17 protein-coding genes are annotated in these 22,660 nt (G+C 70.3%); 15 read left to right on the top strand and 2 right to left on the bottom strand.

The genetic code is table 11. The annotated features are described in order from the left end of the window. Positions 1 to 324 precede the first annotated feature (324 nt). The 10 genes from AC3AOF_RS12025 to AC3AOF_RS11980 all read left to right on the top strand — a co-directional run bounded on the left by AC3AOF_RS12025 (position 325) and on the right by AC3AOF_RS11980 (position 13,609). Complete coding sequence (locus AC3AOF_RS12025; protein WP_236990617.1) at positions 325 to 2,364, top strand: chemotaxis protein CheA; 2,040 nt, start codon at positions 325 to 327, stop codon at positions 2,362 to 2,364. Then, the gene (locus AC3AOF_RS12020; protein ID WP_442919290.1) at positions 2,364 to 2,855 is read left to right on the top strand and encodes a chemotaxis protein CheW; all 492 of its coding nucleotides are present in this window, start codon (positions 2,364 to 2,366) and stop codon (positions 2,853 to 2,855) included. Before AC3AOF_RS12025 ends, AC3AOF_RS12020 begins: the two co-directional genes overlap by 1 nt. 25 nt (positions 2,856 to 2,880) lie before the next feature. Then, on the top strand, positions 2,881 to 5,112 hold the full coding sequence (locus tag AC3AOF_RS12015; protein ID WP_236990616.1) for a HAMP domain-containing methyl-accepting chemotaxis protein: 2,232 nt from the start codon (positions 2,881 to 2,883) through the stop codon (positions 5,110 to 5,112). Between the two features lie 84 nt (positions 5,113 to 5,196). Next, on the top strand, positions 5,197 to 7,293 hold the full coding sequence (locus AC3AOF_RS12010) for a HAMP domain-containing methyl-accepting chemotaxis protein (protein ID WP_488348655.1): 2,097 nt from the start codon (positions 5,197 to 5,199) through the stop codon (positions 7,291 to 7,293). A 138-nt stretch (positions 7,294 to 7,431) separates the two neighbouring features. Further along, positions 7,432 to 9,375 carry a methyl-accepting chemotaxis protein gene (locus AC3AOF_RS12005; RefSeq protein ID WP_488348654.1) on the top strand — a complete coding sequence of 648 codons (1,944 nt, stop codon included), beginning with the start codon at positions 7,432 to 7,434 and terminating at the stop codon, positions 9,373 to 9,375. Positions 9,376 to 9,634: 259 nt separating this feature from the next. Then, complete coding sequence (locus AC3AOF_RS12000; RefSeq protein WP_236990612.1) at positions 9,635 to 10,108, top strand: chemotaxis protein CheW; 474 nt, start codon at positions 9,635 to 9,637, stop codon at positions 10,106 to 10,108. Positions 10,109 to 10,122: 14 nt separating this feature from the next. Next, on the top strand, positions 10,123 to 10,992 hold the full coding sequence (locus tag AC3AOF_RS11995; RefSeq protein WP_236990611.1) for a CheR family methyltransferase: 870 nt from the start codon (positions 10,123 to 10,125) through the stop codon (positions 10,990 to 10,992). Positions 10,993 to 11,002: 10 nt separating this feature from the next. Then, entirely contained in the window at positions 11,003 to 12,100 is a 1,098-nt protein-coding gene (locus tag AC3AOF_RS11990) for a protein-glutamate methylesterase/protein-glutamine glutaminase (RefSeq protein ID WP_236990610.1), read from the top strand. A 70-nt stretch (positions 12,101 to 12,170) separates the two neighbouring features. Continuing rightward, entirely contained in the window at positions 12,171 to 12,707 is a 537-nt protein-coding gene (locus AC3AOF_RS11985; RefSeq protein ID WP_488348653.1) for a carboxymuconolactone decarboxylase family protein, read from the top strand. Beyond that, a complete protein-coding gene (locus AC3AOF_RS11980; RefSeq protein WP_488348652.1) occupies positions 12,704 to 13,609 on the top strand; it encodes an NAD(P)-dependent oxidoreductase in 906 nt (301 codons plus the stop codon). The genes AC3AOF_RS11985 and AC3AOF_RS11980 overlap by 4 nt, the downstream gene beginning before the upstream one ends. A 282-nt stretch (positions 13,610 to 13,891) precedes the next feature. Here the strand turns inward: AC3AOF_RS11980 and AC3AOF_RS11975 are convergent, their stop codons facing one another. Both AC3AOF_RS11975 and AC3AOF_RS11970 read right to left on the bottom strand, forming a co-directional pair. Continuing rightward, on the bottom strand, positions 13,892 to 14,200 hold the full coding sequence (locus AC3AOF_RS11975) for a putative quinol monooxygenase (protein ID WP_236990607.1): 309 nt from the start codon (positions 14,198 to 14,200) through the stop codon (positions 13,892 to 13,894). A 32-nt stretch (positions 14,201 to 14,232) separates the two neighbouring features. After that, on the bottom strand, positions 14,233 to 15,606 hold the full coding sequence (locus AC3AOF_RS11970) for an MFS transporter (protein ID WP_236992823.1): 1,374 nt from the start codon (positions 15,604 to 15,606) through the stop codon (positions 14,233 to 14,235). A gap of 518 nt (positions 15,607 to 16,124) precedes the next feature. Here AC3AOF_RS11970 and AC3AOF_RS11965 point away from each other — a divergent pair. The 5 genes from AC3AOF_RS11965 to gsiC all read left to right on the top strand — a co-directional run bounded on the left by AC3AOF_RS11965 (position 16,125) and on the right by gsiC (position 22,655). Next, complete coding sequence (locus AC3AOF_RS11965; RefSeq protein WP_488348651.1) at positions 16,125 to 17,054, top strand: MurR/RpiR family transcriptional regulator; 930 nt, start codon at positions 16,125 to 16,127, stop codon at positions 17,052 to 17,054. Beyond that, a complete protein-coding gene (locus tag AC3AOF_RS11960) occupies positions 17,051 to 18,007 on the top strand; it encodes an isoaspartyl peptidase/L-asparaginase family protein (RefSeq protein WP_488348650.1) in 957 nt (318 codons plus the stop codon). The genes AC3AOF_RS11965 and AC3AOF_RS11960 overlap by 4 nt, the downstream gene beginning before the upstream one ends. Positions 18,008 to 18,016: 9 nt before the next feature. After that, a complete protein-coding gene (locus tag AC3AOF_RS11955) occupies positions 18,017 to 19,903 on the top strand; it encodes a dipeptide ABC transporter ATP-binding protein (RefSeq protein WP_488348649.1) in 1,887 nt (628 codons plus the stop codon). Positions 19,904 to 20,147: 244 nt separating this feature from the next. After that, positions 20,148 to 21,677, top strand: coding sequence for a glutathione ABC transporter substrate-binding protein GsiB (gsiB, locus tag AC3AOF_RS11950; protein WP_488348648.1), 1,530 nt, complete (start codon positions 20,148 to 20,150; stop codon positions 21,675 to 21,677). Between the two features lie 57 nt (positions 21,678 to 21,734). Further along, positions 21,735 to 22,655: a glutathione ABC transporter permease GsiC gene (gene gsiC, locus AC3AOF_RS11945; RefSeq protein WP_488348647.1), complete on the top strand. Its 921-nt coding sequence runs from the start codon at positions 21,735 to 21,737 to the stop codon at positions 22,653 to 22,655. The last annotated feature ends 5 nt before the right edge of the window (positions 22,656 to 22,660 follow it).

Here is a 22,660-nt window from a genome sequence, read left to right as displayed (position 1 = left end):
CCCATCGCGGCAGGCCCCGATACCTTCGAGACCGCACTGCGGTCTTTTTTCATTTACCAAGATTCATTCGATTTATTCCATTCGCGGGAACCCGCTTCCGTGACGTAGAAGCAATTTCGTCATTGCTAACTGAAAATTAGCCTCCACTGGGCAACTCTTGGTTACTGCGAAAGGCCGCATTTCCCAGGATTCAGCTCCGATGTCGCGAACCCCGTCGCCCGCAACCATCGCGGCCGTCGAACGGAGCGTGATCGACGGGCCGGGCGAGGCGGCGTGGCGCATTCGTCTTCGCGATTACCGCGCGATCCAAGGGTCGATGCAGACATGACTACCCTCAACCCGGTCGACGTGTTCCGCATGGAGGCCGACGAGCTTCTGGCCTGCCTCGAGACGACCTTGCTCGATCTCGGCGAGAAGCCGCAGGACAGGACGCTGATCGACACGGCGTTCCGCGCGCTCCACACCATCAAGGGCTCGGGGGCGATGTTCGGCTTCGAGCGTGTGGCGGCGTTCACCCACGATTTCGAGACCGCGTTCGACCTCGTGCGCCAGGGCCGCGTACCGGCGAGCGTCGATCTCGTGAACGTCGCCCTGTCGGCCAAGGACTATATCCGCCTCCTGATCGAGGACCCCGAGGGGGCCGAGCCGGTCTTCGGCCAGGCCATCCTCGACGAGCTCGGCGGACTCGTCGGGCGCGCGACCGGCCGGACCGAGGCCGCGCCGGCTCCTCTCCCCGAGGCTGCGCCGGTCGCCGACGGGGCCGGCTGGCGCGTCGCGATCGCCTTCGCGCCGGACGTCCTGCGCAACGGCACCAACCCGCTCGCCCTCCTCGACGACCTGCGCGACCTCGGCGCCTCCGCGATCGTGCCGCGGCTCGACACCGTGCCGGACCTCGCCGCGCTCGATCCGGAAGCGCTGTCGATCGGCTGGGAGGTCACGCTGCCGGCCGGCGTGACCCGCGAGGCGATCGAGGACGTCTTTCTGTTCGTCCAGGACGAGATGACCCTCACGGTGACGCCGCTCGGCGGAGAGGCCGAGGTGCCGGCACCGATCCCTGCGGACCCCGTCGCGGCGGATCCGATGCCGACGCCCCCCACGATCCCGGCGGCACTCCCGGCCGGGCGGCCCGCCTCCCCTCCCCCGCCGGCTCCCGAGCCGCGAGCCGGCGCGCGGGCGCGCGAAGAGCGCGCCACCAGCACGGTGCGGGTCGAGGCGGGCCGCCTCGACGAGCTGATGGACCGGGTCGGCGAGCTCGTCATCGCCCAGGCGCGGCTGAGCCAGCTTGCCGGCCTGCACGCCGATTCCGGGATCAAGACCGTCGCCGAGGAGATCGAGCGCCTCTCGGCGCGCCTGCGCGACACCACGATGAGCATCCGCATGGTGCCGATCGGGGCGTTGTTCGGCCGCTTCCGGCGCCTCGTCCACGACCTGTCGCGGGATCTCGGCAAGCCGGTCGACTTCGTCACCGAGGGCGAGGACACCGAGCTCGACAAGACGGTGATCGAGCGCCTGGCCGATCCGCTGGTCCACCTGATCCGCAACGCCATCGACCACGGCATCGAGGACCCGGCCCGGCGCGCAGGCAGCCCCAAGGGCGCCACCGGCCGCATCACCCTGTCGGCCGAGCATGCCGGGGCCCAGGTGCGGATCAGCGTGCGCGACGACGGCGCCGGGCTCGACGCCGCCCGCATCCGCGCCAAGGCCGAGGAGAAGGGGCTCGTCGCCCCCGGCGTGGCGTTGAGCGACCAGCAGGTCTACCAGTTCCTGTTCGCCCCCGGCTTCTCGACCGCCGCCACGATCTCGGCCCTGTCGGGCCGCGGCGTCGGCATGGACGTGGTCAAGAAGACCATCGAGTCGTTGCGCGGCACGATCGACATCACGACCGAGCCGGGCGCCGGCACCACGGTCTCCTTGCGGCTGCCGCTGACCCTCGCGATCATCGAGGGCCTGCTGATCCGGGTCGGCGAGGGCCGCTACGTCGTGCCGCTCGCCGCGGTCGAGGAATGCGTCGAGCTGCCGATGGGCGACCGGGCGAGCCGGGGCCGCGACTTCCTCGACATCCGCGGCACGCTGGTGCCGTTCCTGCGGCTGCGGTCGATGTTCGGGGCTGAGGGCGAGCCCGACCCGTACCAGAAGGTGATCATCGTCTCGGTCGGCGAGACCCGGGTCGGGCTGCTCGTCGACCAGATCATCGGCAACCACCAGACGGTGATCAAGTCGCTCTCGAAGCTCCACGCCGACGTGGCGACCTTCTCGGGCGCCACGATCCTCGGCGACGGCACCGCCGCCCTCATCATCGACGTCGCGCGGCTCGTGTCGGGCGGGCACGCGGAGATGCCGCGCGAATACCAGGACGTAGCGTGATGACCGGCACAATGGACGAAATCCGGCCGACGGCCGGCTTGCAGGCGGTGAATTTGCAGGCGGCCAACTTGCAGGTGGTGAAGGTGCGCATCGGCTCCGAGACCTTCGCGCTCGATGCCGGCATGGTGCGGGAGATCATCGACCCGATCCCGACGACCCGGGTGGCCGGGGCGCGCTCGCATCTCGACCGGGTCGTGAACGTGCGCGGCAACGTCGTGCCGCTCGCCGACATCCGCGAGCGCTTCGGCATGAAGCCGGAAGCGGCGACGGCGGATACCCGCTTCGTGGTGATCGAGGTCGAGATCGCGGGTGATCCCGTCATCCTGGCCCTCGTCGCCGACAAGGTCTTCGAGGTGACCGAGGTCGAGACCGGCACCGCGCAACCGATCCCGAAGGTCGGCACCTCGTGGCGGCCGGAATACATCAAGTCGATCGTCAAGTGCGGGAGCGATTTCGTCATCCTGCCCGACGTCGAGCGCATCCTGAACTAAGTCAGAGTTAGTCCGGAGTCATTTCATGCGTTTCACGATCAAGGCGAAACTCGCCGGCGGCTTCGCCGTGGTCCTGGTCCTGGCCGGCGTCGCCGGCGGGGTCGGGTACCAGAAGCTGACGGCGGCCGACGATGCGATGAAGTTCGTCGTCAGCCGCTCCGAAGTCCAGACGCACGTGCTCGACGCGAAGGCCAACGCCATCCGCGGGATCTCGAACACGCGCGCGGCCGTCATTAGTGCGGACGACGCCCAGATGGCCGATTTCAGCAAGCGCGCGGCGGACAACCGGGCCGATGCCCTCGCCGCCCTGGCGAAGGCGAAGACCTACATCAACTCCGAGGAGGGCAAGCGGCTCTTCGAGGACCTGTCCGACAAGTACGACAAGCAGCGGGCGCTGGGCACCAAGGTGGTGGAGCTCACCCGGCTCAACTCGAATGCCCGGACATGGTCGGAGATCAACACGACCGGGCGTCCCGCCACGGCCGCCTTGCGCGCCGAACTGGACGCGTTCGTCAACGGCCGGTCGGGCGAGGCGGGCGGCGACGAACTCGTGCGCGCCGCGGCGGCCTTCCAGATCCGCATGGAGCGGGCCTGGGGCCAGATGCAGTCGGCGACCGGCGCCACGAGCCTCGAGGCGTTGGAGCAGCGCGTGACCGCCACCAAGCAGGTGCGCGACGAGGTCTCGCGCGCCATGGACGACCTGCTGCGCGTGGGTGCCGCGCGTGGCTTGCCCGTCGAGGCGATCCGGCAGAAGTACAACGCCTGGACCGCCTCGTTCCAGAAGGCGCTCGCGACCGTCGAGACCGGGGCGAGCGTCCGGGCCGCGGACCTCGCCTCAGGCGAGTACGCCGTGTCGAGCACGACCGCGATCCGCGCCTTCGACGCCCTGGTCGAATTCCAGGGCAAGCGCATGACCGATGCGGTGGCGCGGGCCAAGGCGGAATCGAGCGAGGGCCAGACGATGCTGCTCGCCGTGCTGGCGGGTGCGCTGCTCCTCGGCCTCGCCATCGCGACCTGGCTCGCCGTCACGATTTCCCGTGGCCTGAGCCGCGCGGTGTCGCTCGCCGACGCGGTATCGATGGGCGATCTCAGCCAGACGGTCACGGTGACCTCCCGCGACGAGATCGGCGACCTGGTCATTGCCATGAACCGCATGACCGCCAACCTGAACGCGACCGCCGGCCTCGCCGACGCGATCGCCGGCGGCGACCTGACCGTCGAGGCAAAGCCCCTGTCCGACAAGGACCGGATGGGTCTCGCCCTCCAGACCATGCTGGCGCGCCTGCGCGCCGTCGTGGCGGACGCCTCCGCGGCGGCGAGCAACGTCTCGGCGGGGAGCCAGGAACTGTCGGCCTCGGCCGAGCAGCTCTCCCAGGGCTCGACCGAGCAGGCCGCCTCCACCGAGGAAGCCTCCGCCTCGATGGAGGAGATGGCCGCCAACGTGAAGCAGAACGCCGAGAATGCCGGCCAGACCGAGGCCATCGCCCGCCAGTCGGCGCGTGATGCCGAGGCCAGCGGCGTCGCGGTGGGTCGCGCCGTCGAGGCGATGCAGACCATCGCCCAGAAGATCACCATCGTGCAGGAAATCGCCCGCCAGACCGACCTGCTGGCGCTGAACGCCGCCGTCGAGGCGGCGCGGGCCGGCGAGCACGGGCGCGGCTTTGCCGTGGTGGCGAGCGAGGTGCGGAAGCTCGCCGAGCGTAGCCAGGCGGCGGCGGCCGAGATCGGCACGCTGTCGATCGACACGGTCAAGGCGGCGCAAGCGGCCGGCGACATGCTGGGCCGGCTGGTTCCGGACATCAAGAAGACGGCGGCTTTGGTCGAGGAAATCTCGGCGGCGTGCCGGGAGCAGGATGTCGGGTCGGGCCAGATCAACCAGGCGATCCAGCAGCTCGACAAGGTGACGCAGCAGAACGCATCCGCCTCCGAGCAGGTCTCGGCGACCTCCGAGGAGCTGGCGGCGCAGGCCGAGACCTTGCAGGCCACGATCGCCTATTTCCGGATCGGCGAGGATGCGGCCCCGGCGGCCCATGCGCGGCCGGTCGACGGGGCGGTGTCGCAGTTGCGGGCCACCGCGGCGCGGATGGCGGCCTCCTCGGCGGCGGTCAAGTCGCCCCGTATGGCGGCCAAGCGCGGGCCCGCAGCTCGCCCGGCGGCCCGGCCCACGGCCGGCGGGGGCGGCTTCGCCTTCGACATGAGCCAAGGCAACCTGGGCGAGGGCGACGAGCGCGACGCCGACTTCACCCGCGTCGCCTGACGCGGACATCCCCGATCCCGCGCGAGATCGACGCTCGCGTGGATTTCCTCAACTCCGATAGACTCGCGAAAAGAGCGCACACCGATGCGGTTCACGATCAAAGCGAAGCTCGGGATCGCCTTCGGGGCGATCCTCCTCCTCCTCGGGGGCGCCGGCACCCTGGCGGTATCGAGCCTGAGCCAGTCCAACGACCGGATGCAGGCCTTCGCGGCCCGGCCGTTCTCCCAGGTCCAGCGGGTGCTGCGCATCGAGGCGATGTCCTTCGATGCCGCCCGCATGTTCGCCCGCTCGATGCTCGAGCCGACGACCCCCGCCCGCGAGAAGCTGTTCGCCGATTTCAAGGCGAACGACGCCAAGCTCCAGGGCATTCTGAGGGACTACACCGACCTCGTGCCGGTGGAGGAGCGCGCCCGGGTCCAGCCCTTGCGCGATAACTGGGCCAAGCTGACCGACGCCGTGACCAAGGGCATGGAATTCGCGGTCCAGAACGGCAACAACACCGCCAACACCATCGCGACCGGCGAGCAGCTCGCGGCGTATACCGCGGTGATGGGGCGCCTCGACGACATCAAGGCGCGGCCCGACCTCTCGGCCGAGGACCGCACCCTGATCGGCGCCGTCGAAGCCAAGATGTTCCGCCTGCGCGGCGAGATCTACCGCGAGATCGTGATCACCGACGACGCCCTGCTCGCCAAGATCGCCGGAGAGTTCGGCGACACCCAGAAGGCCCTGTGGCGCGACCTCGCCACGCTCGGCGAGGCCGGACGGACTGCGGGCTACGCCGAGGCCGTCGGCGCCCTCTCCGCCGCCGTGAAGGCCTGGGAACCCTCGGCCGAGAAGGTCTTCGCCTTCGGGCTCGGCAATACCGACGCCAAGGCCCTGCGCTTCTACGTCGGTCCGTTCACGGATGCCCGCCGGGCGGTCCTCGAAGAGGTGGGCAAGCTGCGCGGCTACGAGGAGAGCGTGGCCAACGGCTTCGTGCGCGATACGCAATCGGCCTACGAGACGACCCGCACGATCCTGGTCGGTGTCGTGATCGGCGCAGTGCTCCTCGGCCTCGCCATGGCGTTGTGGCTGGCGCTCTCGATCTCCCGCGGCCTGTCCAAGGCGGTCTCCGCCGCCCAGAACGTCGCGGCCGGCGACCTGACCAAGGACGTGGTCCCGACCGGACGCGACGAGGTGACGGACCTGCTGCGGGCGATCCAGGCGATGAACCTGAAGCTGCGCGAGGTCGTCGGACAGGTGGTGTCGGCGGCGAGCAACGTCTCGGCGGGCTCGCAGGAGCTGTCGGCCTCGGCCGAGCAGCTCTCCCAGGGCTCGACCGAGCAGGCCGCCTCCACCGAGGAAGCCTCCGCCTCGATGGAGGAGATGGCCGCCAACGTGAAGCAGAACGCCGAGAATGCCGGCCAGACCGAGGCCATCGCCCGCCAGTCGGCGCGCGATGCCGAGGCCAGCGGCGTCGCGGTGGGTCGCGCCGTCGAGGCGATGCAGACCATCGCCCAGAAGATCACCATCGTGCAGGAAATCGCCCGCCAGACCGACCTGCTGGCGCTGAACGCCGCCGTCGAGGCGGCGAGAGCCGGCGAGCACGGGCGCGGCTTTGCCGTGGTGGCGAGCGAGGTGCGGAAGCTCGCCGAGCGCAGCCAGGCGGCGGCGGCCGAGATCGGCACGCTGTCGATCGACACGGTCAAGGCGGCGCAACAGGCCGGCGACATGCTGGGGCGGCTGGTGCCGGACATCAAGAAGACGGCGGCGTTGGTCGAGGAGATCTCGGCGGCCTGCCGGGAGCAGGATGTCGGGTCGGGCCAGATCAACCAGGCGATCCAGCAGCTCGACAAGGTGACGCAGCAGAACGCGTCCGCCTCCGAGCAGGTCTCGGCGACCTCCGAGGAGCTGGCGGCGCAGGCCGAGACCTTGCAGGCCACGATCGCCTATTTCCGGATCGGCGAGGACGCGGCCCCGGCGGCCCATGCGCGGCCGGTCGACGGGGCGGTGTCGCAGTTGCGGGCCACCGCGGCGCGGATGGCGGCCCCCTCGGCGGTGGTCAAGTCGCCCCGTATGGCGGCCAAGCGCGGGCCCGCATCTCGCCCGGCGGCCCGGCCCACGGCCGGCGCGAACGGCTTCGCCTTCGACATGACCGGGGCCGAGGACATTCGCGACCAGGACTTCAAGCGCGCCTAACGGTAACGATCATCGGCCGGCGAGTTGCCATCGGCTCGCCGGCTTCCGAAGCTCTCTCGCCAATCTGAACCCATTCTGTGAAAGAGTGCCATGTCTCTCTTCGTGGGAATCAAGAAATCCTCGAGAACGCGGGTCGCCGTGGAGGAAATCAATCGGCTGAGTCAGGCGATCGCAGACGGCAACCTGTCTGCCCGGGCCAATCCGGACGTGGCGACCGGACGTGCCAGGGACGTCCTGGCCGCCGTCAACCGGCTGCTCGAAAACGCGACGCGTCCGGCGATCTCGCTCGGCGAGAGCATCGGCCGCATGTCGTCGGAGCACGAGACGGGCGACATCGACGTCACCCTGCCGGTCGACCGGTTCAACGGTGACGTCGCCGTGATGGCGCAGAAGATCAACGGGATGGTGGCCGGCCACATTGCCGTGAAGAAGAAGGCCATGGCCTGCGTCAGGGCGCTGGGCGAAGGCGACTTCGACGCCCCTCTCGACCAATTCCCCGGCAAGAAGGCCTTCATCAACGACACGATCGAGACGCTGCGGGGCAACCTCAAGCGGCTGATCGCGGAAATGAACCGCATGTCGGCCGAGCACGACAAGGGCGACATCGACGTGTTCGTGTCGGCCGATCGGTTCAGCGGCGACTTCGCCGTGATGGCCCAGGGCATCAACGAGATGGTGGCCGGCCACATCGCCGTGAAGAAGAAGGCGATGGCCTGCGTCAAGGCATTCGGCGAAGGCGACTTCGACGCTCCCCTCGAACAATTCCCCGGCAAGAAGGCCTTCATCAACGATACGATCGAGGCGCTCAGGACCAATCTCCGCTCGATCATCGCCGAGATCCAGAACCTGACCGCCGCATCCACCGCCGGAAGGCTCGGCGAACGCGGCAACGCCACCCGGCATGTCGGGGATTTCGCCAAGGTCGTGCTCGGCATCAACGGGATGCTCGATGCGATCATCCTGCCGATCATGGAGGGCAACCGCGTGCTGAGCCTCGTCAGCGCGGGCGACCTGACACAGCGCGTCGACATCGCCTGCGAAGGCGATCACCAGCGCATGAAGGACGCGGTCAACACGCTGGTCGACAGCCTGACGGCCTTCGCCGTCAGCGTCGCGGATGCCGCGAGCCGGGTCGCCGCCGGCAGCCAGGAACTGTCGGCCTCGGCCGAGCAGCTCTCCCAGGGCTCGACCGAGCAGGCCGCCTCCACCGAAGAGGCCTCCGCCTCGATGGAGGAGATGGCCGCCAACGTGAAGCAGAACGCCGAGAATGCCGGCCAGACCGAGGCCATCGCCCGCCAGTCGGCGCGCGATGCCGAGGCCAGCGGCGTCGCGGTGGGTCGCGCCGTCGAGGCGATGCAGACCATCGCCCAGAAGATCACCATCGTGCAGGAAATCGCCCGCCAGACCGACCTGCTGGCGCTGAACGCCGCCGTCGAGGCGGCGAGAGCCGGCGAGCACGGACGGGGCTTTGCCGTGGTGGCGAGCGAGGTGCGGAAGCTCGCCGAGCGCAGCCAGGCGGCGGCGGCCGAGATCGGCACGCTGTCGATCGACACGGTCAAGGCGGCGCAACAGGCCGGCGACATGCTGGGGCGGCTGGTTCCGGACATCAAGAAGACGGCGGCGTTGGTGGAGGAGATTTCGGCGGCCTGCCGCGAGCAGGATGTCGGGTCGGGCCAGATCAACCAGGCGATCCAGCAGCTCGACAAGGTGACGCAGCAGAACGCGTCCGCCTCCGAGCAGGTCTCGGCGACCTCCGAGGAGCTGGCGGCGCAGGCCGAGACGCTGCAGGAGACGATCGCCTATTTCCGGATCGGCGAGGACGCGGCCCCGGCGGTCCATGGGCGGCCGGTCGACGGGGCGGTGTCGCAGTTGCGGGCCGCGGCACACCGGATGGCGGCCCCCTCGGCCGTCGTGCGATCGCCGAAGGCGCCGGCCAAGATGTCGGGGAAGATGCCCGCCAAGGCTCCGTCCAAGCCGGGTGCGCCCGCCCGCCCGGCCCGGAAGGCCATGGGCGGGGGCGGCTTTGCCTTCGACATGAGTGAGGGCGACGAGCACGACGCCGACTTCACCCGTCTCCCCTGACCGGGACGGGGGCTTGCGGGCGGGGCGCCGGCAAGCCCCGCCCACGAGGCTCCCGCGATCGTAAGTCCCGTGCCTCTCACCAAGCTCCCGAACGTCCGCCCTCCCCCGTCACGGGGGCCTGAGGCACGGCCGTCGGGAGCTTCGTGAGGTGCAACCGAGAGCCCCGGCACCGCCGGGCGCCCATCGATCACCCGTCGGACGTTTTTCGCGGTTCAGATCACGCCCCCGGGGCGGGATGCAGGCAAGCCGGAGTGCCAGGATGTCGAGTGTGTGGCAGTATCTGACCCTCGGTCTCGGGCGTGAGACCTTCGGGATCGACATCGAGAACGTCCAGGAGATCCTGGATTACCGCGTGCCCGCGTCCCTGCCGCAGGCGCCGGCCTTCCTCGTCGGAATGATCGACGTGCGCGGCCAGAGCTATCCGGTGGTCGACCTGCGCACCAAGCTCGGCCTGCCGCCGGAGGCGCCGACGCCCGCGACCCGGATCATCCTGCTCAACGTGCCGATGGAGGACCGGATCCTGCGGGTCGGCTTCGTCGCCGACCGGGTCTTCGAGGTGGCGGAGCTCGACCGCGCCGAGATGGAGGCCGCCCCCGAGGTCGGCGGGCGCTGGCGCTCGAGCTACATCGCCGGCATCGGCCGGCGCGGCGACGCCTTCGTGGTCGTGTTCGACCTCGCCCGGCTGATGGCGGGCGACGAGCCGGCCCTCGCCGGCCGGGCCCTGGCGGCCTGAGGACCGGCGCCCGCATGTCCTTCCAGCCCGCGTCTCTCCCTCTCACGTCGCAGCAGCTGAGCGAGCGGCATTTCCGGTCGATCGCCGAGGTCATCGAGGCACGCGTCGGCATCCAGCTGCCGTCCTCGAAGCGCACGATGGTCGAGGGGCGCCTGCGCAAGCGCGTGCGGGCGCTCCAGCTCGACAGCCTCGACGCCTATGCCCGCCACCTCTTCGACGAGGGGCGGCTCGCCGACGAGTTCGTGCACCTCGTCGACTGCGTGACCACCAACAAGACCGACTTCTTCCGCGAGCCGGCGCATTTCGACACCTTGCGCGACACGCTGGTGCCGCGGCTCTGCGCGCTGCCGGCCCATCGCGGCGACCGGCCGCTCCTGAAGATCTGGAGCTCGGCCGCCTCCACGGGGGCCGAGGCCTACACGCTCGCGATGGTCCTCCAGGAGATGATCGCGGCGGGCAACCGCTTCGACTACGCAATCCTCGGCACCGACATCTCGACGGAGGTCCTGCGCTCGGCCGCCGACGGAATCTATTCCGAGGAGATGCTCGCCGCCGTGCCGCCCGCCTTCCGGCGCCGCTACGTCATGGCGGCCCGCGACCCGGCCCGCCAGATCGGCCGGATCGTGCCCGAATTACGCCGCCGGGTGCGCTTCCGCCGCCTCAACCTGATGGACGAGCGCTATTGCGTAGACCGCGACGTCGACGTCGTCTTCTGCCGCAACGTGCTGATCTACTTCGACCGTCCGACGCAGCGGGCGGTGCTCGAACGGCTTTCCGGCCACCTTCGCCCGGGCGGCTACCTGGTCGTCGGCCATTCCGAATCCATGTCCGTCGCCGGCGTCCCGGGCCTGACCCAGGTGACGTCCACGGTCTTCCGCCGCTGAGGGAACGCCCATGCCCGCGACCGCCCCGATCCGCGTCCTCGTCGTCGACGATTCGGCCTCCGTCCGGCAGACGCTCTGCCAGATCCTCGCCACGGCCTCCGACATCGCGGTGGTGGGCACCGCCGCCGATCCGTTCGTGGCGGCACGCCGCATCCAGGAGGAGGTGCCCGACGTCATCATCCTCGACCTCGAGATGCCGCGCATGGACGGCCTCACCTTCCTGCGCAAGATCATGGCGCAGCGGCCGATCCCGGTGATCGTCTGCTCGACGCTGACGGAAGCCGGCTCGCGGATGCTGTTCGAGGTGCTGGAGGCGGGCGCCGTCGACGTGCTGCCCAAGCCCCGGGTCGATACGCGCCAGTTCCTGGTCGAATCCTCCGTGCGGGTCTGCGACGCCGTGCGGGCCGCCGCCCGCTCGCGCCTGCGCCCGCGGCGCGACGCCCGCCGGACCGTCGAGGCCAAGCTGTCGGCGGACGCGATCCTGCCGCCGCCGGTCCCGACCCGCCGGGTGACGGGCACCGAGCCGATCGTCTGCATCGGCGCCTCGACCGGCGGCACCGAGGCCCTGCGCGACGTGCTGGAATTGCTGCCGGCCTTGTCGCCCGGCATCGTGATCGTGCAGCACATGCCCGAGCACTTCACAGCCGCCTTCGCCCGCCGGCTCGACGGGCTCTGCGCCATCGCCGTCAAGGAGGCGGAGACCGGGGATGCGGTGCTGCCGGGCCGCGCCCTGATCGCGCCGGGCGGGCGGCACCTGCTGATCCAGCGGACCGGCGCGACCTACTCGGTCGCGGTCAAGGACGGTCCCCTCGTCTCGCGCCACCGCCCCTCCGTCGACGTGATGTTCCGGTCCGCGGCGCAGGCCGCCGGCGCCAACGCGCTGGGCATCCTGATGACCGGCATGGGCGACGACGGGGCGAACGGCCTCCTGGAGATGCGCCGCGCCGGTGCCCAGACGATCGCCCAGGACGAGGAGAGCTGCGTCGTGTTCGGGATGCCCAAGGAGGCGATCGAGCGGGGGGCTGCGGCCAAGGTGGTGCCTCTCGACCGCATCCACCTGGAGATCCAGCGATTCCACGCGGCGCAGCCCCTGAGCCGGAGCGCCTGAAGCGAGGTCGCGGGGGAGCGCGCCGTCTGGTACCGGATGCGACGACGCATCACTGGAGCCCCCCCCCGCGATGGCCCGCATCCCCTACGCCGACACCACCCGGCCCGAGACGGCCCCCCTCGCCGATCGGATCGTCGCCGAGCGGGGCGAGATCCTGCATCTCTACGCGATGCTGCTGCACAGCCCACCGGTCGCCGAGGGCTGGCTCGCCTTCCTGACCGCGATCCGCCAGCGCTGCGAGTTGCCCGGCGACATCCGCGAACTGGTAATCGTGCAGGTCGCGCATCTGAACGGGGCCCGCTACGAGGCCGAGCAGCACGTGCCGATCGCGCTCCGCGAAGGCGTGACTCAAGCCCAGCTCGACGCCCTGCCCGATTGGGAACCCACCGCCGTGTTCGGCGAGCGCGAGCGCACGGTCCTGGCCTATTGCGACGCGATGACCCGCACCATCCATGTCGATCCGGCGGTCTTCTCGGCGCTGCGCGACCATTTCGACCCGCGGGCGATCGTCGAGCTCACCGCCACGATCGGCGCCTACAACATGGTGTCGCGGTTCCTCGAGGCGATCGGGATCGACTCCGCCGACGACAAGGGAGTGGTTCGGTGAGCCGCCGCATCGCCGTGATGGGCCTCGGCCGGATGGGCTGGCCGATCGCCCGCAACCTCGCCCGCAAGGGGGACGGCACCGAGACGTTTCTCGCGGTCGATGCCGATCCGGCCCGGATCGCCGGCCTGTCGGAGCCGGGCATCACCGTCACGACCGACCGGGACGCGGTCGCGGGCGCCGAGGTGCTGATCCTGTGCCTGCCCGACGGCGACGTGGTCGAGGGCGTGCTGTTCGGCCCGGACGGTCTCGTCAGCCGCCTCGCGCCGGGAGCGATCGTAGTCGATCTCAGCACCATCGCGCATGGGCAGGCGGTGGCGATCGGCCGGGCGCTGGAATCGCGAGGCTTCCCGTTCCTCGACGCGCCGGTCTCCGGCGCGCCGGCCGGGGCCGAGGCCGCGACGCTCACGGTGATGTGCGGCGGTAGCCCTGAGACCTTCGCGGCGATGAAGCCGCTGCTCGAGCGCATCGGCACCCAGGTGCTGCATATGGGTCCACTCGGCAGCGGCCAGCTCACCAAGACGATCAACAACGTGATCTACGACATCAACATCGCGGCGCTTGCCGAGGTGCTGCCGATGGCGGTGGCGATGGGCCTCGACCCGCAGCAATTGGCCGGCGTGGTGACGACCGGCACGAGCCGCAGCTACGCCTCGCAATACTTCGTGCCGCGGATCCTCAAGGGCGAGTTCGACGAGGGCTATCCGCTCGCCAAGGCGTACAAGGACCTCGTCAGCGCCGCCGAGGTCTCGGTCGGGCGCGGCTTTCCGCTCCCGGTGACGGCAGCGGCGACCGCAACCTACCAGATGGCGCTGCTCGCCGGCCACGGCGCCCGCGACAAGGGCGCGATGGTGCTGCCCTTCGAGGCGATGCTCGGCGTCAAGGTGCGAGCGCCCTCGGGGTGACGGTCCCGCGGACGGCCCAGAGCCGTTCTGAGCGCGTCTTCCCGATTTGATCCTTGCAAACGAAGGAACGTCCCACCCTCGCACCTCATCCTGAGGTGTTGGCGATCGCAGATCGCACGCGATCGCAGAGCGACTGACCTCGAAGGAGGCCTCCAGAGATCACCGAGACCTCTGGAGCCCTCCTTCGAGGCTCGCTGCCGCTCGCACCTCAGGATGAGGTGAGGGAATAGGATGCGCCGCCTTGTCCCAGGGCTTTGACTGACGATAAACTCAAACAAGCTCTCAGGTCGGCGACAGGACGTGGATCGCCCGGGAGACGATGTGGTCCTTGGTCTTCGCCCCATAAGCGGCCATGTGGGGCGCGGCCGCGTGCGCCATCAGGGCGTCGAGGCTGGCCCATTTCTCGATCACCACGAAGGTGTCCGGCCCGAACGGCGTCTGGAACGGACCGACGCCGTCGGTGTCGATCGCCGCGCCGTACTCGATGCAGCCCTCCTCGGCATGGACGGCGGGCACGTTGGCCCGGAAGGCTTCGAGCACCGTGTCGCGCTGGCCGGGCTTGGTCCGGATGATGGCGAGGACGTGGATCATGGGGTTTCCTCCTTGAGTGTCGTTGAGTGCGGTCACGCCGCCTCCCGCCCCGGCCGGACGGCCAGCCGCGACAGGCTCACCACGCTGGCGACGCCCGCGAAGGCGGCACCGAGCCCGAGCGCCAGGGCCGGGCCGTGCGCCGCCGCGATCGCGAAGCAGGCTGCCACCAGGGCCGCCCCGGTGGTCTGGCCGAGGAGCCGCGAGGTCGCCACGATGCCGCTCGCGCCGCCGGCCCGGGCCTGCGGCGCGCTCGTCATGATGGCGCGCAGGTTCGGCGCCTGGAAGAAGCCGAAGCCCGCCCCGCACAACGCCATCCGCCAGGTGAGGCTCAGGACGCTCGGCTCGGCCGGAAGCGCCGCCAGCGAGGCCATGCCGAGCGCCAGGATCGCCAGCCCGATGCCGCCGAGCAGGCCCGGCGGGTAGCGGTCCGAGAGGCGTCCGGCGATCGGCGCCATCACGGCGACGACCAGCGGCCAGGGCGTCATCAGGAAGCCGGTCTCGACCTGCGAGCGCCCGAGATCGTGCTGGAACAGGAACGGCAGCGACACGAAGGCGAGGCCTTGCGCGGCAAAGGAGCAGACCGAGGTCGCCGCCGAGAGCGTGAAGAGCGGGCGCCGGAACAGGTCGACGGCGAGCATCGGGGCCGGGTGGTCGGCCTGGCGGCGCAGCAGCAGGGTGCCGCAGGCGAGCGCGCCGCCGAACTCCGCCAGCACCCGCCAGAGCGGCCCGGCATGGGCCGCCTCGCCGAGGCCGAGGACGAACAGCGCGAAGGTGGCGGCGTTGAGGAGCGCGCCGATCCGGTCGAAGGCGTGGCCGGCTTGGGCTGTCTCCGGAAGGGCGCGGCGGGCGAGCGCCAGGGCCGCGAGGCCGATCGGCAGGTTGACGGCGAAGAGCCACGGCCAGGGCGCCGCCACCAGGATCAGCGAGGCCATCGTCGGCCCGAGGGCGAAGCCGACGCCGACCACGAAGGCGTTGAGGCCGAGGCCCCGCCCGAGCTCGTGCGTCGGGTAGATGAAGCGGATCAGCGCGACGTTGACCGCCATCAGGGCGCTCGCCCCGACGCCCTGGAGCACGCGGGCGGCGACGAGCGCCGGCAGCGACCAGGCCAGCGCACAGACGAGCGAAGCCAGGGTGAACAGCGCGAGCCCCGCGAGATAGACCCGCCTCTGCCCGACGATCTCGCCCAAAGCCGCGATCGGCAGCAGCGTCGCCACCACGGCGAGCTGGTAGGCGTTCACGATCCAGACCGAATCCGCCGGATCGACGCCGAGATCGGCCGCGATGGTCGGGAGCGCGGTGTTGGCGATGGCGGTGTCGAGCGTGGCGAGAGCCACGCCGGCGAGCACCGCCGCCATCGCCTGCCGGCGTTGCGCCGGCGGCAGGCCTTCGCGGGCGGGCTTGGTCATGTCGGGGGCGGGAGGGGGCGGGGCAAGCTGTGACACCAGCCCTGGATGGGTCCCGGCGGCGGCGTTGGCAAGCGGTTCGGGGCGCAGATCAGCGTTGTCGATCGTCGGCTGCCTGTCTCGGATGATCCAGGACTGTTCGGGGACAGGAATGGCGCAGGTTTCCCCCTCCCCCCTCTGCGGGGGAGGGTGCCCCACGGAGTGGGGCGGGAGAGGGGAACCACTCTTCCGAATGAGGCGGAACCGTTCTGGAGGGCGCTACCTGGATCAGCGTCGCGCTGCCCCTCTCCCGGCCTGCTCCGCAGGCCACCCTCCCCCGCAGAGGGGGGAGGGGAAAACCTGTGTCCCTTCTTCCTCCCACACAGCCTCCCAGGGAGCAGGCAGCACCGCCGTCCGCATGCCTGAGCATCGGGCAGGGCTTGCCCGCTATCCCGGCACCGAGAGGCTTGCATTCGGCATAAAAATCTCGCCACTATCACCTTCATGAGATTTTTCGATCACCTCGGCGGGTACGGTCAGCCGTGAGCGGCCCGCCCGACGGCGCCTCCGTCGCCCAGCGGATCGCCCGCAGCTTCCCGGCCTTGAGCCAGTCGCATCGTGAGGTGGCGCGCTACGTGCTCGATCATCCGCTGAAGGCCGCGACCCTGCCGGTCGCCGAGCTGGCGGAGCTGGTCGGGGTGTCGATCGCCACCGCCAACCGCTTCGCCCGGGCGCTCGGCTACGAGGGCTATGCCCAGTTCCGCGCCGCCCTGGTGCTGGGCTTCGAGGGCGCGCTGGCGCCGGTGGAGAAGCTGCGCGGCGACCTGGAGCAGCCGGCCGACCCGGCCAGCGTCTTCGACGCGACCTTCGCGGCGATCGGGCGCAACCTGGAGGCGACGCGATCGAGCCTCGATGCCGGGGCCTGCGCGCGGGCGGTGGCGGCGATCCAGGCGGCGCGGCGGGTCTACATCGTCGGCTTCGGCAGCTCGTCCTGGCCGGCGGGCCTGCTCGCCCGCAACCTCGACCTCACCCGCCAGGACGTCCACCTGCTCGCCACGGTCGAGGGCCCGGCCTTCGCGGCGCGGGCCATGCGGCGGCTGACCGCGGACGACCTCGTGATCGTGCTCGCCACGCCGCGCTACTTCACCGACACGGTGCGGCTGGCGACGCAAGGCCGGGAGAGTGGCGCGACCGTGCTGGCGCTGACCGACGGGCCGCACTCGCCGATCGCCGCCCAGGCCACGATCACGCTGTGCGTGCGGACCGACAGCCGCTACTTCGCCGCCTCGGACGCCAGCCTCGCCGCCCTGGTCGAGGCCCTGTCGAGCGCCGTGGCGCATGCCTCGGGCAGCCTCGTCGCCGCGGCGACCCGGCTCACGGAATCGGTCCTGCCCTGGCTCGACGGCGATTATGCCGCCTGGCCGATCCGCGGCAGCGCCGTCCCCTCCCCCGACCCGGATCCCGAGCCATGACCGATCCCCGCCCCGTCCTCGTCATCCATGGCGGCGCCGGCACGATCGCGCGGCCGGAAGCCGGCAGCGACGGCGAAGCGCCCTATGAAGCGCCCTATCACGCGGCGCTCACCGAGATCCTGGCCGCCGGCGAACGCTGCCTGCGCGAGGGCGGCAGCGCGCTCGATGCGGTCGCCATCGCGGTCGACCTCCTGGAGGAATGCCCGCTGTTCAATGCCGGGCATGGTGCGGTCTTCACCAGCGCCGGCACCCACGAGCTCGACGCCGCGATCATGGACGGCGCCACCTTGCGCGCAGGTGCAGTCGCGGGCCTCGCGCGGGTGCGCCGGCCGGGCCGGGCGGCGCGGGCCGTGATGGAGGACGCCACCCACGTGCTGCTCGCCGGCGCAGGTGCCGAGGAATTCTGCCGCGCCCACGGCCTCGAGATGGTCGAGCCGACTTTCTTCTCCACCGAGGCGCGCCGCCGGCAGCTCGAGGCCGCGCAGGCCGGCGGGCGGGTCAGCCTCGACCACGACGAACAGGCGCCCCTCGACGAACGCCGGAAATTCGGCACCGTCGGCGCCGTGGCGCTCGACCGTCACGGCCACCTCGCGGCACTCACCTCGACCGGCGGCATGACCAACAAGCGGCCGGGCCGCATCGGCGATTCGCCGCTGATCGGCGCCGGCACCTATGCGGACGACCGCAGCGCGGCGGTGTCCTGCACCGGGACCGGCGAGGTCTTCATCCGGGCGGCGGCGGCCTACGACGTCTGCGCCCGCATGGCCTATGGCGGGCTCGATCTCGACGCCGCGGCGCAAGCGACGGTCCGCGACGGGCTGACGCCGCTCGGCGGCCAGGGCGGCCTCATCGCGGTCGATGCGCGGGGCCGGGTCGCCATGCCGTTCAACACCGCGGGGATGTATCGCGGCCTCGTCCGGGCCGGCGACATGCCCACGACCGCCATCTTCTGAGTGCCGACCGTGCCCCCCTCCCCTGCCCCCGTCCCGTCGCTGATCCTGCCCGACCGGCGCATCCTGTCGGTCTCGGACCTGACCGTGCGCTTCGCCACCTCCGAGCGCACCGTCGAGGCGGTGCGCGACCTGTCGTTCCACGTCGAGGCCGGGGAGACCCTGGCGATCGTCGGTGAATCGGGCTCGGGCAAGTCCGTCACCTCGCTGGCGCTGATGCGCCTCGTCGAGCATGGCGGCGGCACGATCGCCACCGGGCGGATGCTGTTCCGGCGCCGCTCCGGCGCGATCCTCGACCTCGCCACCGCCTCGAACGCCGAGATGCGGGAGATGCGGGGCGCCGAGATCGCGATGATCTTCCAGGAGCCGATGACCTCGCTCAACCCGGTCTTCACCGCCGGCGAGCAGATCGCGGAATCGATCCGGGTGCACCAGGGCAAGGGCCATGCCGCGGCCCGGGCCGAGGCCCTGCGGATGCTCGACCTCGTGCGCATCCCGGAGGCCCGCAACGTCCTGACGCGGTTTCCCCACCAGCTCTCCGGCGGCATGCGCCAGCGGGTGATGATCGCGATGGCGCTCGCGTGCCGGCCGCAGCTCCTGATCGCCGACGAGCCGACGACGGCGCTCGACGTCACCATCCAGGCCCAGATCCTCGAGCTGATCCGCAGCCTCCAGGACGAGATGAAGATGGGCGTCGTCTTCATCACCCACGACATGGGCGTGGTGGCCGAGATCGCCGACCGCGTGCTGGTGATGTTCCGCGGCGACAAGGTCGAGGAGGGCCAGGCCCCCGCCGTCTTCGCCGAGCCGCGCCACGCCTACACCAAGGCGCTGCTCGCCGCCGTGCCGCGGCTCGGCGCCATGGCGGGCAGCGACCTGCCGCGCAAGTTCGACCTGCTGCGGCCCGAGGCGCCCGAGCCCGCGCCCGCCGCCGAGGCGCCGCAGGATACCCGCCGGCCCGGCCCGCCGATCCTGCGGGTGCGCGACCTCGTCACCCGGTTCGACATCCGCGGCGGCCTCCTCAACCGGGTGCGCCGGCGCGTCCACGCGGTCGAGCGGATCAGCTTCGATCTCCAGGCCGGCGAGACCCTGGCCCTCGTCGGCGAATCCGGCTGCGGCAAGTCGACGACCGGCCGCTCGCTGCTGCGCCTCGTCGAGAGCCAGAGCGGGCTGATCGAGTTCTCGGGCGAGAACATCCGCGACCTCGCCCCCAACAAGCTCCAGGCCCTGCGAAAGAACATCCAGTTCATCTTCCAGGACCCCTACGCCTCCCTCGATCCGCGGCTCACCGTCGGCTTCTCGATCATGGAGCCGCTGCTCGTGCACGGCACGCCCCGGCGCGAGGCCGAGGCGCGGGTGGCCTGGCTGCTGGAGCGGGTCGGCCTGACCCCGGCGCAAGGCGCGCGCTACCCGCATGAATTCTCCGGCGGCCAGCGCCAGCGCATCGCCATCGCGCGGGCGCTGGCGCTCAACCCGAAGGTGATCGTCGCCGACGAGGCGGTCTCGGCCCTCGACGTCTCGATCCAGGCCCAGATCGTCAACCTGATGCTCGACTTGCAGCGCGAGCTCGGCCTGTCCTACCTGTTCATCTCGCACGACATGGCGGTGGTGGAGCGGGTGAGCCACCGGGTCGCCGTGATGTTCCTCGGCCAGATCGTCGAGATCGGGCCGCGCCGGGCGATCTTCGAGAACCCGCAGCATCCCTACACGAAGAAGCTCATGGCCGCGGTGCCGGTCGCCGATCCGGCGCGGCGCCACGCCAAGGCCCGCGGCCTCCTCACCGGCGAGATCCCGAGCCCGGTCCGGGCGCTCGGCGACGAGCCGGAGGTGGCGCCGCTGGTCGAGGTCGGTCCGGGCCACTGGACCGCCCGCCATACGGTCGGCGGCCTCGCGGCGTGAGACCGCGCGAGGTGAGCGACAGATTCCATCCCATCCGCAACCTCATCCTGAGGTGTTAGTCGATCGAAGATCGACTGACCTCGAAGGAGGGATCCAGAATTCTCAGTGATCTCTGGAGCCCTCCTTCGAGGCTCCTTTCAGTCGCACCTCAGGATGAGGTCGCGGCTGGGACGGAATTTTCCAGTCGCATCAAACAACATCCGAGACCTCAAGGAAGACGCCACCAATGACCCGAGACACCCCCATGCTCCGCCACGCTCTCCTCGCCACCGGCCTGCTCTGCGGCCTCATCGCCCCGGCCTTGGCCGCCGGCGACCCGGTCCTCGTCATCGGCGTGCAGCCCGAGACGCTCGACCCCTACAACACCAACACCACGCTCACGACTGCGGTCACCAAGTCGTTCTACGAAGGCCTGTTCGAGTTCGACAAGGACCTGAAGGTCAGGAACGTCCTGGCCGAGAGCTACGAGGTCACGCCCGACGGCCTCGTCTACACGTTCAAGCTGCGCGAGGGCGTGAAATTCCACGATGGTACGGCGTTCGACGCCAATGCCGTGAAGGCGAACCTCGAGCGGGTGCTGAACCCCGAGAATCGCCTGGCCCGCTTCAACCAGTTCAACCGGGTCAAGACCATCGAGGTGGTCTCGCCCTATAGCGTCCGCATCACCCTCAAGGAGCCCTTCGGCCCCTTCATCAACTCGCTGGCGCATGCCTCCGCGGCGATGATCTCGCCGGCCGCGCTCCAGAAATGGGGCAAGGACATCGCCTTCCATCCCGTCGGCACCGGCCCGTTCACCTTCGTCGAGTGGAAGCAGACCGATTCGGTCAAGGGCGCCAAGTTCGCCGGTTACTGGCAGGCCGGCCTGCCGAAGGTCGACAGCATCACCTGGAAGCCGGTGCCGGAGAACGGCACCCGCGCGGCGATGCTCCAGACCGGCGAGGCCGATTTCGTCTCCCCGCTCCCCTATGAGCAGGCCAAGACGCTGTCTGAGAACAAGAAGCTGAAGGTCATCGCGCAGGATTCGATCATCGAGCGCTATGTCAGCATGAACATGCTGCAAAAGCCGTTCGACGACCTGCGCGTGCGCCAGGCGATCAACTATGCGATCAACAAGGAGGCGCTGGCCAAGGTGGCCTTCAACGGCTACGCGACGCCCGCCAAGGGGATCGTGCCGGCCGGCGTGCTCTATGCCCACCCGATGAGCGCCTGGCCCTACGACCCGGCCAAGGCGCGCCAGCTCCTGAAGGAGGCCGGCTACGCCAACGGCTTCGAGACCACCCTGTGGAGCGCCTACACCACCAGCACGGCGCAGAAGGCGATCCAGTTCGTCCAGCAGCAGCTCGCCCAGGTCGGCATCAAGGTGCAGACCCAGGCGCTCGAGCCCGGCCAGCGCGTCGAGTGGGTGCAGACCGCCCCCGATCCGAAGACCGCCCGCGTGCGGATGTACTATGCCGGCTGGTCGTCCTCGACCGGCGAGGCCGACTGGGCCCTGCGCCCGCTCTTCTCGACGGAAGCCTGGCCGCCGAAGCTCAACAACACCGCCTATTACAGCAACCCCGAGGTCGATGCCCTGATCGCCAAGGCGCTCGTCACGACGAGCGATAGCGAGAAGGCCGATCTCTACGCCAAGGCGCAGGAACTGATCTACAAGGATGCGCCCTGGGCGCCCCTCGTCATCGAGCAGAACGTGTACGCCACCTCCGCCCGCCTGTCCGGCGTGTACGTGATGCCGGACGGCAACATCGACAGCCGCGAGGCCGCGATCGCGCCGTAAGGCCATTCGGGGCGCCGCCGCGCGGCGCCCTCCCCTTCCCTTCCCATCCCCGGCGCCATGCTGACCTTCTTCCTCAAACGGCTCCTCGGCCTCCTGCCGACGCTCGCGATCGTCGCGGTGCTGGTCTTCCTGTTCGTCCACATGCTGCCGGGCGATCCGGCGCGGCTCGCCGCCGGCCAGGATGCCGACCAGCAGACCGTGGAACTGGTACGCGCCGAACTCGGCCTCGACCGCCCGCTGCCGGTGCAGTTCGGCCGCTACTTCCTGAACATGGCGCACGGCGATTTCGGCACCTCGATCCGCACGCGGCGGCCGGTTGCGACCGAGATCGGCGAGCGCTTCATGCCGACCCTGCTGCTCACGTTGACCAGCATGGCCTGGGCGGTCGCCTTCGGGCTCGTCATCGGCATCGTCTCGGCGGTCTACCGCAACGAATGGCCGGACCGGCTCGGGATGACGCTCGCCGTCTCCGGCATCTCGTTCCCGGCCTTCGCGCTGGGGATGCTGTTGATGCAGATCTTCTCCGTCGGCCTCGGCTGGCTGCCGACCGTCGGCGCCGGCTCGTGGCAGCATTACATCCTGCCCTCGCTCACCCTCGGGGCGGCGGTGGCCGCCGTGATGGCGCGCTTCACCCGCGCCTCCTTCGTCGAGGTCTTGGGCGAAGACTTCGTCCGCACCGCCCGCGCCAAGGGCCTCAAGGAGCGGGTCGTCATCGCCAAGCACTGCCTGCGCAACGCCTTGATCCCCGTCGTCACCATGATGGGCCTGCAATTCGGCTTCCTGCTCGGCGGCTCGATCGTCGTCGAGGCGGTGTTCAACTGGCCGGGCGTCGGCCGCCTCCTCGTCGATTCGGTCAACCAGCGCGACTATCCGGTGATCCAGGCCCTGGTGCTGATGTTCTCGCTCGAATTCATCCTGATCAACCTCGTCGTCGACCTGCTCTACGGGCTGATCAACCCGACCATCCGCTACAAGTGAGCCGG

The sequence above is a fragment of the Methylobacterium sp. 142-1Y genome (genome assembly GCF_057747795.1).
This window is presented reverse-complemented; position numbering and strand designations above follow the sequence as displayed.

Bases quoted from the DNA above. Each gene is read 5' to 3' on its own strand.
- AC3AOF_RS12020 (WP_442919290.1), top strand. From the start codon at position 2,364: ATGACCGGCACAATGGACGAAATCCGGCCGACGGCCGGCTTGCAGGCG.
- AC3AOF_RS11985 (WP_488348653.1), top strand. From the start codon at position 12,171: ATGGCCCGCATCCCCTACGCCGACACCACCCGGCCCGAGACGGCCCCC.
- gsiB (WP_488348648.1), top strand. From the start codon at position 20,148: ATGCTCCGCCACGCTCTCCTCGCCACCGGCCTGCTCTGCGGCCTCATC.
- AC3AOF_RS12025 (WP_236990617.1), top strand. From the start codon at position 325: ATGACTACCCTCAACCCGGTCGACGTGTTCCGCATGGAGGCCGACGAG.
- AC3AOF_RS11970 (WP_236992823.1), bottom strand. From the start codon at position 15,606: ATGACCAAGCCCGCCCGCGAAGGCCTGCCGCCGGCGCAACGCCGGCAG.
- AC3AOF_RS11990 (WP_236990610.1), top strand. From the start codon at position 11,003: ATGCCCGCGACCGCCCCGATCCGCGTCCTCGTCGTCGACGATTCGGCC.
- gsiC (WP_488348647.1), top strand. From the start codon at position 21,735: ATGCTGACCTTCTTCCTCAAACGGCTCCTCGGCCTCCTGCCGACGCTC.
- AC3AOF_RS12010 (WP_488348655.1), top strand. From the start codon at position 5,197: ATGCGGTTCACGATCAAAGCGAAGCTCGGGATCGCCTTCGGGGCGATC.
- AC3AOF_RS12015 (WP_236990616.1), top strand. From the start codon at position 2,881: ATGCGTTTCACGATCAAGGCGAAACTCGCCGGCGGCTTCGCCGTGGTC.
- AC3AOF_RS11975 (WP_236990607.1), bottom strand. From the start codon at position 14,200: ATGATCCACGTCCTCGCCATCATCCGGACCAAGCCCGGCCAGCGCGAC.
- AC3AOF_RS11995 (WP_236990611.1), top strand. From the start codon at position 10,123: ATGTCCTTCCAGCCCGCGTCTCTCCCTCTCACGTCGCAGCAGCTGAGC.
- AC3AOF_RS12000 (WP_236990612.1), top strand. From the start codon at position 9,635: ATGTCGAGTGTGTGGCAGTATCTGACCCTCGGTCTCGGGCGTGAGACC.
- AC3AOF_RS11960 (WP_488348650.1), top strand. From the start codon at position 17,051: ATGACCGATCCCCGCCCCGTCCTCGTCATCCATGGCGGCGCCGGCACG.